This window comes from Streptomyces sp. NBC_00328 (assembly GCF_036139655.1).
In the GTDB taxonomy this organism is placed as follows: domain Bacteria; phylum Actinomycetota; class Actinomycetes; order Streptomycetales; family Streptomycetaceae; genus Streptomyces.
Map to the genome: position 1 here is coordinate 232411 of NZ_CP108013.1, position 13698 is coordinate 246108.

At 70.7% G+C, this 13698-nt stretch carries 13 protein-coding genes and 1 pseudogene; 8 read left to right on the forward strand and 6 right to left on the reverse strand.

Annotated features, from left to right (window positions below; all coding sequences use genetic code 11):
• Positions 1 to 12: 12 nt before the first annotated feature.
• Positions 13 to 1544, reverse strand: a pseudogene (locus tag OG485_RS01010) (ISL3 family transposase).
• A gap of 149 nt (positions 1545 to 1693) precedes the next feature.
• Entirely contained in the window at positions 1694 to 3262 is a 1569-nt protein-coding gene (gene mftG, locus OG485_RS01015; protein ID WP_328663489.1) for a mycofactocin dehydrogenase MftG, read from the reverse strand.
• A gap of 176 nt (positions 3263 to 3438) precedes the next feature.
• Between mftG and mftA the strand changes: the two genes are divergently transcribed.
• From mftA to mftF, 6 genes are read left to right on the forward strand one after another with little or no spacing between them, the layout of a single operon-like run.
• Positions 3439 to 3567, forward strand: a complete 129-nt coding sequence (gene mftA, locus OG485_RS01020) for a mycofactocin precursor MftA (RefSeq protein ID WP_328663491.1) — start codon at positions 3439 to 3441, stop codon at positions 3565 to 3567.
• A gap of 9 nt (positions 3568 to 3576) precedes the next feature.
• Complete coding sequence (mftB, locus tag OG485_RS01025) at positions 3577 to 3858, forward strand: mycofactocin biosynthesis chaperone MftB (protein ID WP_328663494.1); 282 nt, start codon at positions 3577 to 3579, stop codon at positions 3856 to 3858.
• Complete coding sequence (gene mftC, locus OG485_RS01030; protein WP_328663496.1) at positions 3855 to 5054, forward strand: mycofactocin radical SAM maturase; 1200 nt, start codon at positions 3855 to 3857, stop codon at positions 5052 to 5054. The genes mftB and mftC overlap by 4 nt, the downstream gene beginning before the upstream one ends.
• A gap of 48 nt (positions 5055 to 5102) precedes the next feature.
• The gene (gene mftD, locus OG485_RS01035; RefSeq protein WP_328663498.1) at positions 5103 to 6281 is read left to right on the forward strand and encodes a pre-mycofactocin synthase MftD; all 1179 of its coding nucleotides are present in this window, start codon (positions 5103 to 5105) and stop codon (positions 6279 to 6281) included.
• Positions 6282 to 6284: 3 nt separating this feature from the next.
• Entirely contained in the window at positions 6285 to 7016 is a 732-nt protein-coding gene (mftE, locus tag OG485_RS01040) for a mycofactocin biosynthesis peptidyl-dipeptidase MftE (protein WP_328663500.1), read from the forward strand.
• Positions 7013 to 8497, forward strand: a complete 1485-nt coding sequence (gene mftF / locus OG485_RS01045; RefSeq protein ID WP_328663502.1) for a mycofactocin biosynthesis glycosyltransferase MftF — start codon at positions 7013 to 7015, stop codon at positions 8495 to 8497. The genes mftE and mftF overlap by 4 nt, the downstream gene beginning before the upstream one ends.
• On the opposite strand, the gene mftR is transcribed toward mftF, so the two are convergent.
• Genes mftR through OG485_RS01060 form a run of 3 tightly spaced genes read right to left on the reverse strand, consistent with a single transcriptional unit; the run spans position 8413 to position 10118 of the window.
• Positions 8413 to 9009 carry a mycofactocin system transcriptional regulator gene (gene mftR, locus OG485_RS01050; protein ID WP_328663504.1) on the reverse strand — a complete coding sequence of 199 codons (597 nt, stop codon included), beginning with the start codon at positions 9007 to 9009 and terminating at the stop codon, positions 8413 to 8415. The genes mftF and mftR overlap by 85 nt on opposite strands.
• A gap of 24 nt (positions 9010 to 9033) precedes the next feature.
• On the reverse strand, positions 9034 to 9696 hold the full coding sequence (locus OG485_RS01055) for a 4'-phosphopantetheinyl transferase family protein (RefSeq protein ID WP_328663506.1): 663 nt from the start codon (positions 9694 to 9696) through the stop codon (positions 9034 to 9036).
• Entirely contained in the window at positions 9693 to 10118 is a 426-nt protein-coding gene (locus OG485_RS01060; RefSeq protein ID WP_443048639.1) for a hypothetical protein, read from the reverse strand. Before OG485_RS01060 ends, OG485_RS01055 begins: the two co-directional genes overlap by 4 nt.
• A gap of 117 nt (positions 10119 to 10235) precedes the next feature.
• Between OG485_RS01060 and OG485_RS01065 the strand changes: the two genes are divergently transcribed.
• Positions 10236 to 11186 (forward strand): ACP S-malonyltransferase, encoded by a 951-nt coding sequence (locus OG485_RS01065; RefSeq protein ID WP_328663507.1) that lies wholly within the window; start codon positions 10236 to 10238, stop codon positions 11184 to 11186.
• A 38-nt stretch (positions 11187 to 11224) separates the two neighbouring features.
• The gene (locus OG485_RS01070) at positions 11225 to 12709 is read left to right on the forward strand and encodes an amino acid adenylation domain-containing protein (protein ID WP_328663510.1); all 1485 of its coding nucleotides are present in this window, start codon (positions 11225 to 11227) and stop codon (positions 12707 to 12709) included.
• Between the two features lie 62 nt (positions 12710 to 12771).
• Here OG485_RS01070 and OG485_RS01075 read toward each other — a convergent pair whose 3' ends face one another.
• Positions 12772 to 13668, reverse strand: coding sequence for a proline iminopeptidase-family hydrolase (locus OG485_RS01075; RefSeq protein WP_328663512.1), 897 nt, complete (start codon positions 13666 to 13668; stop codon positions 12772 to 12774).
• Positions 13669 to 13698 lie beyond the last annotated feature (30 nt).

Sequence of the window (13698 nt, forward strand, 5' to 3'; positions counted from 1 at the left end):
GGTGGGTGTCTGTCAGGCGAGCAGGATGCGGTGGCGGAGGAGGTCGAATTCCGCGCGTCCGTGCATCTGCCTCATGATCCGTTTGGTGCGGGTGTTGACGCCTTCGGTGCGGCCGTTGTGGTAGGGCAGGGTGAGGCCGGCGTTGACGGCGAGCAGGTCATTTTCGAGGCCGTTGGTGAAGCTGTGCAGGTGGGGCAGTGCTGCGGCGCGGGCGGTCGTGATCCACTCGGTGAGCTTCAGGTCGTTTCCCTTGGCTGGTTTCAGCAGGGTGGCGAAGACGTGTATGAGATCGGCGAGTTGGGTCATCTCCGGGCAGGCTGCGGGGGTCTTCTCCAGCAGGGCCGTTTCCTTCGGGCGCAGGTTTTCGGGGTCGGTGAGCAGGAGACGGCCGGCGTGACGTGGCGTGGTGACTGGTCGGTCGCCTTCGGCGCGGCCTTGGCTGAGGTAGCGGACCAGCAGATTGGCGCTGCCGGTGTAGCCCAGGTCTTGAATCTCGCGCAGCAGGTGGGTGACGGGGACGGCGGGGTCGGCCCGGCGTCGTTCGCGAAGGTGGTCGCGGTAGGGGTCGACGAGGGTCGGTCGGTAAGCGGGGGTGAGGCGCAGGGCCTGGGGTTCGGGCAGGCGGGCGTAGCGTTTGACGGTGTTCAGGGCCAGGCTGAGGCGGCGGGCGCATTCGAGCAGGCCGACGCCCTGGCCGAGGAGATCGTGGATCTTGTTCCAGCGTTCGCGGGTGGTCTGCTCGCGTATGCCGCCGGGGCGGGGCGGGTTGATGGTGGCCCAGCAGCCGGCATGCGCGCGGATTTCGAGCAGGGCCTTGTCGCAGAGATTCCGCCAGAGGTGCCAGCGGTCGCTGACCTGCACTGCGTCGGGCAGAGCACGGCGGATGGCCTCGGCGTAGGTGCCTGATCCATCCCGGCACACGACCTCGGCACCAGGATGTTCGCGCAGCCACTTCTCCAGGGTGTCCGCGGTGCGGTCGGACAGCACGTCGATCCGCTCGCCGGTCTCGGCGTTGGTCACGATGGTGGCGTAGCGGTGACGTCGCTTGAGCGCGAAGTCATCCACTCCGATCACCCGTGGGACCGCCCGCCGGGGCAGCGGCAGGCGCCGCAGATGGTGCAGCGCGGTACTGCGGGAAACGGGCATGGCCAGCAGGCCGGCCAGGCGGGTCGCCGCCCGGCCGCACAACTCCCGTGCCACCTGGGCAATCTGCCCAGCCAGCCGTACCGTGCGGCGCTGATGGCGCTCCAGCAGTCCGGGAATCTGCTCGCGGAAGGTCTGCCGTCGGCAGCCCAGGATCGGGCAGGCCAGCCGTCGTACGCGCAGGTGAACGACGACCTGGCGGCCGTCGACCGGCACGTCCACCACCGTCCGGCGGTGATACCCATGGGCCTCGCCGTCGGCGATCCGCACACCGGACACGGCACCGCCACATCCCGAGTGCGGGCCGTGACCACTATCGCGTCACCGCCATCCGTCACGTCCTCGACGAGCAGCGCCGAAAGCCCGGAAAACACCGTCCCCACAAGGGAGTTGACATCCATCACAAGATCATGATCATGGACGGCTACTCGACGTCACCACCGACTACGGGCCAGAGCCGTTGAAATGGACACTCCCATCAACAGCGGATTCGCCAGATGAGCCAGTCAGCTTTTGATCCTCCACGCCTGACGGCTGCGGAGCTCCTTCGTCAGGAGCCCCGCCGTATCGCATGGGCGATGACCTCACCGATGAGAACTGCGGTCGCCGCGGGTCCACGGTGAGGGGCATCCGGGAGGATCGAGGTGTCCGCGATACGCAGTGCGCGGATGCCGTGGACGCGGCCGAACTGGTCGACCGCGGCGTGCTCGGCGTCGTCCGCCGGGCCCATCGGCACAGTGCCGCAGGTGTGTTGGGCAGTGCCGACCCGGTCACGGATCCAGTGGTCGAGGGCCTGATCGTCGGCGAGGACGCGCGGGGACGGGCCGAGCAGTCCGGATGAGAGGTCGGCCAAGGCAGGGGCGTCGAGGAGGGCAGCGGTGACCCGCACGGCCTCGCGCAGGCGTCGGCGGTCGTCTGGCGTGGCCAGGTAGCCGTAGTTGATGCACGGGGGCACGTCCGGATCCACGGACTGGATGCGCACGGTTCCCGTCGGCCGAGGGGTCAGGTCGGACACCAGGAACGGCAGCGGCGCGCCAGGGGCCCCGGTGGCTCCGGCGACGAGCCCGGCGATCGGGGTCAGGGACTGGAGGACCTCCAGGTCTCCCGGGCCTTCGCTCGCACGGCTGGTGGAGGTCAGGTGGAGGCAGCCACCGAGCCATGAGTCGGCTGGCTCGCCAAGGTCGTGGTGGGGGAGCCAGTCCAGGGCGAGTTGAGGGTGGTCGCTGAATCGGGCGCCCACGGCGGGAGCGTCGCGGACGACGGGGATGCCGGCGCGTTCCAGGCAGGCGCGTGGCCCGATTCCGGAGAGTTGCAGCAGCTGTGCCGTTGCGAAGGCTCCGGCGCTCAGGACGACGGAGCCGGCACCCATCGTGGTGTGCGCCTGATCGTGTTCGACGACGACGCCGGTGGCCCGGCCGTGCTCGACGACGACCCGGCGCACCCTGCAGCCGCCCAGAAGGGTGAGGTTGGGGCGGTCGAGGACGTCGGGCGTCAGATAGCTCAGTGCGGTGTTGTGGCGCACTGCGTCGACGGAGTTGGAGGGAACGGGGCCGAAGCCGGGCGGTCCCTGGTCGTTCTTGTCGGGGTCGGACGGAAAGCCGAGGGCGTACGCGGCGTCGCGGAAGGCAGCCGCGGCGGGGTGCCGCAGCGTGCCACGCCTGATCCTCATCGGGCCCCGGCCGCCGTGCAGTTCACTCGGGTCGTGGTCGAGGTCGGTCTCGAGTGCCCGCAGGTGGGGCAGCACGTTGTCGTAGGACCAGGCGGGATTGCCCGCAGCGGCCCATCGGTCGAAGTCCTCGCGCCGGGCTCGGACGAAGTAGCCCCCGTTGACCGTCGTAGAGCCGCCGAGGATCCTGCCCCTCGGGACTGACCACGGCCGCTCCGGCATGAGGTGCACGGGGGTGGCGCTGACGGCCGGATGGCCGGGCTGTGCGCCAGGGACCAGCCGTGCATCCAGCAGCGCCGGCCCGAATCCGGACGGGCCACGGGGCGTCTGCCCGGCCTCCAGCACCAGCACCCTGCGGTCAAGATCCTCGCTCAACCGCGCCGCGAGCACCGCGCCGGCGGCGCCTGTTCCCACGACGATGACGTCGGGGCGAGGGAACTCTTCCAGGGGCATGGGCGTGATCCAAGCCGAAGCCAACTGCCCCTCGCAAGAGATCAGTTCACCGTGGCGGAGCAAAATTCACAGGCGGCACACCTTCCCTTTCGGCACCGAATGCCAATATTCTCACGGGAGCCGACGGCTGCACGCACGTATTCCATACTCATGTCCCATGACTCAGGAAGAAGCGCATGCACGAGACCGAACCCGTCCCAGCGGCACCGGCCGACACCGGGGAACCGACGTCACCTGACACTCTGATCGAGGCCGACGACCTGGTCGAAGAGGTCTCGATCGACGGCATGTGCGGCGTCTACTAGTCCGCGTTCATGACTACCCTCGACCTCGATCGCGCCTGGAGCCTGCATCCACAGGTCTCGATACGGCCGGAACCCTTCGGCGCGCTGCTCTACCACTTCGGCACGCGCAAGCTGTCCTTTCTCAAGGACCGCGGACTGCTCGCGGTCGTCCAGGCGCTCGCGACGGCGCCCACCGCACGGGCGGCCTGCAAGGCCGCCGACATCGCCGACGGGGACATCCCCCGGTACGGGCGCGCCCTGGGCGTGCTGGCACAGTCGTCGATGCTGGTCGAAAGGACACCGGCCCAATGACCTCGACTCTCCCGAAAAACCAGCCCGGTTTACGTCTGGTGGACCTCTTCGAGCACGGCCTCGATGCCCCGATATGCCTGACCTGGGAGCTCACGTACGCCTGCAATCTGTCCTGCACCCACTGCCTGTCCAGCTCCGGCCGGCGCGACCCCCGCGAGCTGACCACCGACGAGGCCAAGGCCGTCATCGACGAGCTGGAGACCATGCAGGTCTTCTACGTCAACATCGGCGGTGGCGAGCCGACCGTGCGGCCCGACTTCTGGGAACTGCTCGACTACGCCACCGCCCACCGCGTGGGCGTCAAGTTCTCCACGAACGGCGTGCGCATCACCCCGGAGGTCGCGCGCCGGCTGGCCGGCAACGACTACATCGACGTACAGATATCGCTCGACGGCGCGACCGCCGAGGTGAACGACGCGGTGCGCGGGACCGGTTCGTACGACACGGCAATGCGCGCGATGCGCAACCTGTCCGATGCAGGGATGAAGAACTTCAAAGTGTCGGTGGTGTGCACCCGGCACAACATCCCGCAACTGGACGACTTCAAGGAGATCGCCGACCGGTACGGCGCGCAGCTCCGGCTGACGCGGCTGCGCCCGTCCGGACGCGGCGCGGACGTGTGGGACGAGCTGCACCCCAGGCCCTCACAGCAACGACAGCTGTACGACTGGCTGTTGGCCCACGGCGAGCAGGTGCTCACCGGCGACTCCTTCTTCCATCTGTCCGCGTACGGGCAGGCGTTGCCGGGGCTGAATCTGTGCGGCGCGGGACGGGTGGTGTGCCTGATCGACCCAGTCGGGGACGTGTACGCCTGCCCGTTCGCCATCCATGACGAGTTCCTGGCCGGGAACGTGCGCGGGCAGGGAGGGTTTGCGCGGGTGTGGCGCGACTCCGAGCTGTTCCACCGGCTGCGCCGGCCGCAGCAGGGCGGGGCGTGTGCTTCCTGCGCGTTCTACGACACCTGCAAGGGCGGCTGTATGGCCGCCAAGTTCTTCACCGGACTGCCGCTGGACGGGCCGGACCCGGAGTGTGTCCAGGGGTATGGCGAACCGCTGCTCGCCATCCGCGGGGCCGTACCGAAGCCGTCCGGCGACCATTCCCGCCGCCCTGTCGCCGTCGTCCGACGCCCGGACCTCGACCGGCCACCGGTCGGTCCCTGCGCCGAAAACCCGCTGGCGCGTACCCCGTTGGCCTGAGACCGGGCTCGCCCAGCCCTGCGGCCGCATCGGACAAGAGAAGGTTCCATGAGTAGAAATCCCTGGTTCGAGACGGTCGCCGAGGCTCAGCGGCGCGCCCGACGGCGTCTGCCGAACATGGTCTACGGAGCGCTGGTCGCCGGATCCGAGCGCGGCCGTACCCTGCACGACAACGCCGGGGCCTTCGCCGAGCTCGGCTTCGCGCCGCGCGTCGTCGGCCACCACGCCGAGCGTGATCTCACCACCACGGTTCTGGGCATGGAGTCGGCGTTCCCCGTCGTCATCTCGCCGACCGGGGTGCAGGGCGTCCACCCGGACGGCGAGATCGCCGTCGCCCGCGCGGCCGCGAACCGGGGCGTGGTGATGGGGCTGAGCTCGTTCGCCAGCAAGCCTGTGGAGGAGGTCACCGCGGCCAACCCCAACACCGCCTTCCAGATGTACTGGTCCGGCAGCCGCGACGCGATGGTGCAGCGTATGGAGCGGGCAAGGGCTGCGGGCTGCACGGCGCTCATCGTCACCCTGGACTGGTCGTTCTCCCACGGGCGGGACTGGGGCAGCCCCACCATCCCCGAGAGGGTCGACCTCAAGACGATGCTGAAACTCGCCCCGGACGTGCTGCCGCACCCCGGCTGGCTGTGGAAGTTCGCCCGGGCCGGGCGTCTGCCCGACCTGACCACTCCGAACCTGGCATCGCCGGGGGGTACGGCGCCCACGTTCTTCGGGGCGTACGGGGAGTGGATGCAGACGGCGCCGCCCACCTGGGACGACGTCAGCTGGCTGGCGAAGGAGTGGGACGGTCCGTTTCTGCTCAAGGGGGTCACCCGGGTCGACGACGCCAAGCGTGCTGTCGACGCCGGTGTCACCGCTCTGTCGGTGTCCAACCACGGCGGCAACAACCTCGACACCACCCCGGCCACCATCCGTGTCCTGCCCTCGATCGCCGAGGCCGTCGGCAATCGAATCGAGGTGCTGCTCGACGGTGGCGTGCGACGCGGCGGCGACGTCGCCAAGGCGCTCGCGCTCGGCGCTCGCGCGGTGCTGATCGGCCGCGCGTACCTGTGGGGTCTCGCCGCGAACGGGCAGGCGGGCGTCGAGAACGTCCTGGACATCCTGCGCGGCGGTCTCGACTCCGCGGTCCTCGGCCTCGGGCATGCCTCCGTGGGCGAGCTGGGCCCGGACGACCTGGTGATACCCGACGGTTTCGAACGCGTTCTGGGTGCAGGCTGAACCATGGCCACCGAACTGGTCCGCACCGCCTGGCCCGCGGTCCCCGCCGACGGTGCGCTCGTCCTCGTCCCGGTCGGCTCCACCGAGCAGCACGGCCCGCACCTGCCGCTGAGCACCGACAGCGTGATCGCCGAGGCCGTGGCCACCCGCGCCGCGGCACGTCTGCCCGGCCCGGTGCTGGTCGCGCCCACGATCTCGTACGGCAACAGCGGCGAGCACGCGGGCTTTCCCGGCACGCTCTCCATCGGGCACGAGGCACTGAAGCTCGTCCTGACCGAGACCGTGCGGTCGCTCGCGCTGTGGGCGTCGCGCACCGTCTTCGTCAACGGCCACGGCGGCAATGTCCGTGCGCTCGACGAGGCCGTCGGCCAGTTGCGGGCAGAAGGCCACGATGTCGCGTGGGCGGGGTGCGTCTTTCCCGGCGGCGACGCCCACGCGGGCCGTTCGGAGACCTCCGTCATGCTCCATCTCGCCCCCGGCGACGTGGATCCGGCCGCCGCTGCCGCCGGTGACACCCGGCCGATCGCGGAACTCATGCCCGAACTGATCGCCGGCGGCGTCCGCTCCGTCGCCCCCAACGGGGTGCTCGGCGATCCCGCCGGGTCGTCCGCGCGGGAGGGCCGCGAGCTCATCGACGCCCTGGTCGCCGCCACCGTCCGCCGTGTTGTCGCCGCGGCCCCCGACCGGCGCGGCCGGCTGACGGACCCGGCCCCGGCCGCGGCGGCGAGCCGATGAGCCCGCTCCCGCACGGATTCACCGTCGCGCTCGACCGTCACACGCTCGTCGTCGACGACGGCCGCGCCCTGCTCGGCGGCTCCCCTACCCGCCTGGTGCGCCTGACCCCGCGTGCCCGGGCGTTGCTGACGGGCCGCACGCTGCGGGTGCGCGACGCGGCCGGCGCCGCCCTCGCCGACCTGCTTCTGGAGCGCGGTCTCGCCCACCCGCTTGTCGATGCGCTGTCGCCGCACCCGGACCCGCGCTGCACTTATGTCGTCCCGGTCCGCGACCGACTGCGCCAACTCGACCGCCTGCTGGGCAGCATCGGCCCGGGCAGCGAGGTGATCGTCGTCGACGACGCCTCACGCGACCGGACCGCCATCGCGGCCGTCGCCGTCCGGCACGGTGCCCGGTTCGTGCCGCTGCCCGTGAACGTGGGTCCGGCAGGGGCCCGTAATGCCGGACTGCGGCTGGTCCGCACCCCGTTCGTGGTCTTCGTGGATTCCGACATCGTCCTCGCCCCGGACACCGTGAAAACGCTGCTCAAGCACTTCACGGACACGCGCGTCGCGATCGCCGTGCCGCGCATCGTCGGTCTGCGCACCCCTCGCTCGTCCCGCTGGATCGGCCGTTACGAGCAGGCCCGATCCTCCCTCGACCTCGGCGCGCACCCGGCGTCCGTGCGGCCCGGTTCCTTCGTCTCCTGGGCCAGCACCGCCTGCATGGTCGCCCGTGTGGACGCCGTAGCCGACGGCTTCGACGCGCGGATGCGGGTCGGCGAGGATGTCGACTTCGGCTGGCGGGCCGTCGCCCGTGGCTGGCGGCTGCGGTACGAGCCCGCAGCCGTCGCCGCCCACGAGCATCGCGTCTTGCTCGGCGACTGGTTCGTCCGCAAGGCCGTGTACGGGTCCGGCGCGCAGCCGCTGGCCGAACGGCATCCTCGGGCCATCGCCCCGGCGGTGCTGGCCCCGTGGAGCACCGCGTTGGTCATCGCCCTGCTGGCGCAGCGCCGGTGGTCGGTGCCCGCGGCCGCCGCGGTCTGCGGAGTGACCACACTGCGCATCGCCCGCAAGCTGGAGGGCACCGACCACCCCGTGTGGCTGGGGGCGCGGCTCACCGCCAACGGCGCGGTCGCCGCGCTCAGCCAGACGGGAGCGCTGCTCACCCGGCACTGGTGGCCCCTCACCGCTCTCGGCTGCGTGGTGTCCAGGCGGGTACGCCGTGCCGCGTCGGTGGCCGCGGTCGCCGACATCGTGCTGGAGCTCGGCCGGGGACGGGTGGGTCTCGACCCCGTCCGCTACGGTGTCGCCCGCCGCCTCGACGACCTCGCATACGGGGCGGGCGTCTGGTTCTCCGCCGCCCGGGGCCGCTCCCTCGCCGCGCTGCGGCCCCGGCTACTCCTCGGCGGCCGCGGTCAGAGGCCGGCCGCGAGCCGACGCAGCGTCGCGTCCAGCAGTGCGGGGAGATCCGAGCCGGGGTCGTCCAGCCACATCTCGTAGGCGGTGACGGCCGCCGCCAGGGCCGCGGCACCGATCAGCCGCGGCTCCAGCGCGGTGGGCGGCAGTCCGGCGCGGGCGGCCGCAAACTCCGTGACGACGGCCCGCCAGGAACGGAACCTCAGCGTGGAATCGGCCTGCAGCGCGGGTACCCGCAGGATCAGGTCCATGCGTCGGCGGTGCCACGGCACCGTGCCCTCGTCGAAGCTGTTGAACTCGATGATCATCGTGCGCAGCGCGTCCATGGCCGGCACGTGTGCGGGCACTGCCGCCAGCAGCTCCCGCAACCGGTCCAGCTGTCCTTCGAAGTCGCCCCAGACGAGATCGTTCTTGGAGGCGAAATACCGGAAGAACGTGCGGCGGCCGATGCCCGCAGCGGCCGCGATGTCGTCGACGGTGGTGTCGTCGAAGCCCTTCTGCTCGAACAGCTCGAACCCGAGCCGCTCCAGCTCGGCGCGCGATGTGACCCGCGGCCGCCCCGCACGCACCAGCCGTGCGGCTCGCGTCTCTGCCATGCCCGCAGGCTATCGGCCCGACCGTCAGATTCCGGCACCGATGGGGTGCCCGATCACGACCGACGTGAGCAGCAGGCCGGCGGTGGCGGCCCAACGCCCATGGAACATCTGCAGTCTGCCGCCGGCGTGCTCGGGGCCCGGCACCAGCAGGTGTGCGGCGAACGTGCCGTCGCAGGTGAAGACCAGGCTCGCCTCGGAGAAGTCGAGCGGGCGGCGGGTCAGCGGGAACCATGCCTTGTAGACGCTCTCCTTGGCGCTGAACAGCAGGCGGTCCGGGTGGGCCGCGCCGCTCATGCGCGCCATCCGTGCCCGTTCCTCGGAGCAGGCGATCGCATCGAAGACACCGTCCGGCAGCGGCAGGTCCGGTTCCGCGTCGATGCCGAGCGAACGCAGTTCGGCCGCGGGGGCGACAGCGGCGGCGCGGTAGCCGGCGCAGTGGGTCATGCTGCCCACCACGCCGTCGGGCCAGCGTGGTTCGCCCTGCGGTCCCGGCAGGAGGGCGACGGGCGCAACGCCCAGGATCCCCAGTGCCTCGCGGGCGCAGTGACGCACGGTGGCGAACTCACGCCGCCGTTCTACGACGGCACCGCTGATCCGCGCGGCCTCCTCGGGCAGCAGCACGGACTCCGGAGCGTCCTCGACGCTCCACGACACGGCGGCCTTGTCCGGCAGAATGCGCTCGATCACGAGACCTCCCGCGCCGCGCGAGCCGACCGGACCCGGCGCAGGACACCGTCCGGCATACCGTGCCTGCGCCACTCCCGCTGATATCCCAACGACACCTCCTGGAACGGCACCCCGTTGTGCGCGGTGGTGCGGAGGAGGCGCAGATGACCGTGGACGACGCCTTCGACGCGATGGCGCCGGTGCCACCCGGCGGTGGCTTCCGTGCCGCACCACTGGGCGGCCTCGGGGAAGCGGAGGATGTCTGTTGGGTGCCGGACCAGCGGGTAGTGGTTGACCAGCAGCAGCGGTACGTCCGGCGGGTAGGCGCCCTCGGGGGCAGGAGGACGCAGCCGCTCGGCGATGCGCCGGTTGTTCTCATGGCCGACATGCGGATCGCTGATCGCCCACAGAGTGCCGTGCTCCGTACCGTTCGCCTGGTTCACGGAACCGATAATGTTCACGGGCCCGGCGGCCCGACCACCCCTATCCGGGTCAACTACCGCCCCGACAAGGGCAACTAGGGGTTATTGGCACGCTCACCGCGACCGCAGACTGGCCTCATGAAGACTGAGAACCGGGAGAAGAGTGCCCTGGTGTTCCCTGGAATGGGGCCTTCCGCCTTCGGCGAAGCCGGCAGGTTCATGCTGGTGAATCCCTTCGCCCGGAGGCTCGTCGCAGCAGCGGACGACGTCCTCGGCCACTCCCTCTTCGACCGGTTCCGGGAGGCGGAGGGCGACTACTCCGTGCCCGCCCAGATCGCCTTCTTCGTGAACTGCGTGGCCCTCGCCGAGTGGGCCGAGGAGGAGACGGGCCTCGAACCCTCCTACGTCACGGGGCCGAGCTTCGGCGGCAAGGCCACCGCCGTGCGCTCCGGCGCGCTGTCGTTCGCCGACGGCGTCCGGCTGACCGAACGGTTCGCCCACTGCCTCGACGAGTTCTTCGCACGGGAGTACCCCGAAGAGGTCGCGACCCAGTCCTTCGCCCGCACCCCAGCCGCCGTGCTGGAGGAGATCCTCGCCGAACTCACCGCGCAGGGCGAGGAGTTCGAGGTCACCTGTGTGGTCGACGAGGACTTCCGCATGCTCACGCTGCGCGCGGACCGGCTGGAGTGGCTGCAGCAACGGCTGCGCGCGGTCGGCGGCCTGCCGCTGTACGTCATGCGGCCGCCCATGCACGCGTCGGCCTTCACCGCGTTGCGGGCCAAGGCCGACGAGGAGGTCATGGCGAGCCTGACGTTCCGGGACCCGACGCTGCCGGTCGTCTCCGACCAGGACGGCACACTGCTGACCACCGGCGAACAGATCAGGGACCTGCTGCTCGACTGCTGCACCCGCCCGGTCGCCTGGCCCACCGCGCTCGGCTCACTGCGCCGCCTGGGCGTCGGCACGCTGTGCGTCGCGGGCCAGGACGCCCTGTTCGGGCGCGTCGGCGCAGCGACCGAGAACTTCACCGTCGTCCCCGCCAACCCGCGGCTCGCGCTGCGCCCCAGACGCCGTCCCGCGGCGGCCTGAGCACGCCCCCCGGCTGCCCGTCACCTTCCGGAGGAACCATGACCCAGCAGCATTCCGGCGGCCTGCACCACCGCTTCCTGCGCGGGCTCGCCCACTCCGCCGACCGCCCCGCACTGCGCATCGGCTCCGAGAGAGTCACCTACCGGGAACTGCACGAGCGTGCCCTCGTCCAGGCCGGCTCGCTCGTCGGTGCAAAGGCGGTCGGCGTCCTCGCCGACAAGAGCGTCACCGCGTACGTGGGCGTGCTCGGCGCCCTGTACGCGGGGGCCACCGTCGTCCCCCTGCACCCCGACTTCCCGCCGCACCGCACCCGGCACATGCTCGAACTGTCCGGGGCCACGGCCGTCGTCGCCGACGAACGAGGACGTGGCGTCCTGGCCGGGCTCGGCGACGGCCTGCCCGTCCCGGCCGGCACCGACCCCTCCCGCGCGCTGACCGCACCGCTTCAAGCCGGGCCGGACGACACCGCGTACATACTGTTCACTTCCGGCTCCACCGGCCGCCCCAAGGGGGTGCCTCTCAGCCACGGAAGCACCTGTCACTACTTCCAACTCATGGACGAACGCTACGACTTCACGTCCGACGACGTGTTCTCCCAGACGTTCGACCTCAACTTCGACTGCTCCGTGTTCGACCTGTTCTGCGCCTGGGGCTGCGGCGCCACCGTCGACGTCGTCCCGCAGACCGCCTATCTCGATCTGCCCGGATACCTGGACCGGCGCGGGATCACCGTGTGGTTCGCCACACCCAGCGCCATCTCCCTCGTACGTCGCATGGGCGGCCTCGCGCCCGGAGCACTGTCCTCGCTGCGCTGGAGCTTCTTCGCCGGTGAGGCTCTGCGCACTCACGACGCCACGGCCTGGCAGAGTGCCGCACCCGGCTCGACGCTGGAGAACATCTACGGGCCGACCGAGCTGACCGTCACCATCACGCGCCACCGCTGGGACCCGGAGATCTCGCCACACCACAGCGTCAACGGGCTGGTCCCGATCGGCGCCGTGCACCCCGGCCACGACCATCTGCTCGTCGACGAGAACGACGCCGAGTCCCCTGACGAGGGCGAACTCCTTGTCACCGGACCACAAATGACCGCGGGCTATCTCGACCCCAGGGACGACGCGGGCCGCTTCGTGCACCGCGACGGCCGCCGCTGGTACCGCACCGGCGACCGGGTGCGCCGCCTGCCCGACGGTGAACTCGTCTACCTCGGCCGCCTCGACTCCCAGGTGCAGATCCAGGGCTGGCGCGTCGAACTGGCCGAGGTGGAGCACGTCCTGGGTGCGTGCGACGGCGTGGCGGAGGCGGTGGCGGTCGGTGCGAGCACCCAGGCCGGCACCGAACTCGTCGTCTTTTACACGGGGGATGTCCGCCCGGCGTCCCACCTCACGCGCTCGCTGAGGGAGTCGCTCCCCAAGGGAATGCTGCCGCGCCGCTTCGAGCACCTGCCCGAGCTCCCGCTCAACTCCAACCGCAAGGTCGACCGCAAGGAACTGGCCCGCCGGGCCGGCGAGTTGCTGGCGTGATGCCGTAGGCCGGCCGGCGGGTGGTCACAGGTTTGACCGACGAGCTTGGTTCAGCGGTGTGTTCACAGTCCCTTGAGGTACTCCGTCAGGACGTCGTGGAAGGTATCCGGCTCCTCCAGATGCGGCAGGTGGCTGGACTCCTCGAAGATCACCCAGCGCGCGTCGGGGATCAGTTCCTGGTACGGCCGCACCGCCCTGGGCGTGGCCTCGTCATGGCGTCCGGACAGAACCAGCGTCGGTACGACGATGTCCGGCAGGCAGTCCTCCACCCCCCAGTCCCGCAGGGTGCCGATCACATGGAACTCACTCGGCCCGTTCATGGCGTAGTACACCGTCGGGTCGTTGTAGACCTCGTAGAACGACGCCCGGTACTCACGCGGCCACGGCTTGAGCCGGCACACGTGCTTCTCGTAGAAGGGTGTCATGGCCTCGTAGTACTCCTCGCTGCTCGTGGTCCCGGCGGCCTCGTGGCGCAGCAGCGTCTCGTTGACGCCGGGCGGCAGCTGTGAGCGCAGCACTGCCATCTCCTCGAGCCACAGCGGGTACGAGGCAGGGGAGTTGGCGACGACGAGACCGCGCAGCCCCTTCGGGCGGGCGGCGGCGTGCCGGGCGGCGAGCAGGCCGCCCCACGACTGCCCATAGAGGATGTAGCCGTCGGCTATGCCCAAAGACCGCAGCAGGTTGTCCAGTTCGGTCAAGAACAGGTCCACGGTCCAGAAGTCCGGCCCGCGGCCGGGCAGATGGGTGGAACCGCCGTTGCCGATCTGGTCGTAGTGGACCACCGGCCGGCCGTCCTCGGCCAGCCGGGCCAGCGGCAGCAGGTAGTCGTGGGTGGAGCCCGGTCCGCCGTGCACGACGACCACGGGTGGCATCCCGCTGCCGAGGTTCCCGGTCACGCGATACCACGTCTTGTACTCGCCGAACGCGACCGTTCCCTTGGCGCTGGGGGTCAGTGACATGTCCCTCATCCACTCCGCGTGTTCCGATGG

What these genes read in the sequence shown, in the direction of transcription:
- mftE (WP_328663500.1), top strand. Translation starts at nt 6,285, where the DNA reads ATGGCCACCGAACTGGTCCGCACCGCCTGGCCCGCGGTCCCCGCCGAC.
- mftR (WP_328663504.1), bottom strand. Translation starts at nt 9,009, where the DNA reads ATGGCAGAGACGCGAGCCGCACGGCTGGTGCGTGCGGGGCGGCCGCGG.
- mftA (WP_328663491.1), top strand. Translation starts at nt 3,439, where the DNA reads ATGCACGAGACCGAACCCGTCCCAGCGGCACCGGCCGACACCGGGGAA.
- mftD (WP_328663498.1), top strand. Translation starts at nt 5,103, where the DNA reads ATGAGTAGAAATCCCTGGTTCGAGACGGTCGCCGAGGCTCAGCGGCGC.
- mftG (WP_328663489.1), bottom strand. Translation starts at nt 3,262, where the DNA reads ATGCCCCTGGAAGAGTTCCCTCGCCCCGACGTCATCGTCGTGGGAACA.
- mftF (WP_328663502.1), top strand. Translation starts at nt 7,013, where the DNA reads ATGAGCCCGCTCCCGCACGGATTCACCGTCGCGCTCGACCGTCACACG.
- OG485_RS01075 (WP_328663512.1), bottom strand. Translation starts at nt 13,668, where the DNA reads ATGTCACTGACCCCCAGCGCCAAGGGAACGGTCGCGTTCGGCGAGTAC.
- mftB (WP_328663494.1), top strand. Translation starts at nt 3,577, where the DNA reads ATGACTACCCTCGACCTCGATCGCGCCTGGAGCCTGCATCCACAGGTC.
- mftC (WP_328663496.1), top strand. Translation starts at nt 3,855, where the DNA reads ATGACCTCGACTCTCCCGAAAAACCAGCCCGGTTTACGTCTGGTGGAC.
- OG485_RS01070 (WP_328663510.1), top strand. Translation starts at nt 11,225, where the DNA reads ATGACCCAGCAGCATTCCGGCGGCCTGCACCACCGCTTCCTGCGCGGG.
- OG485_RS01065 (WP_328663507.1), top strand. Translation starts at nt 10,236, where the DNA reads ATGAAGACTGAGAACCGGGAGAAGAGTGCCCTGGTGTTCCCTGGAATG.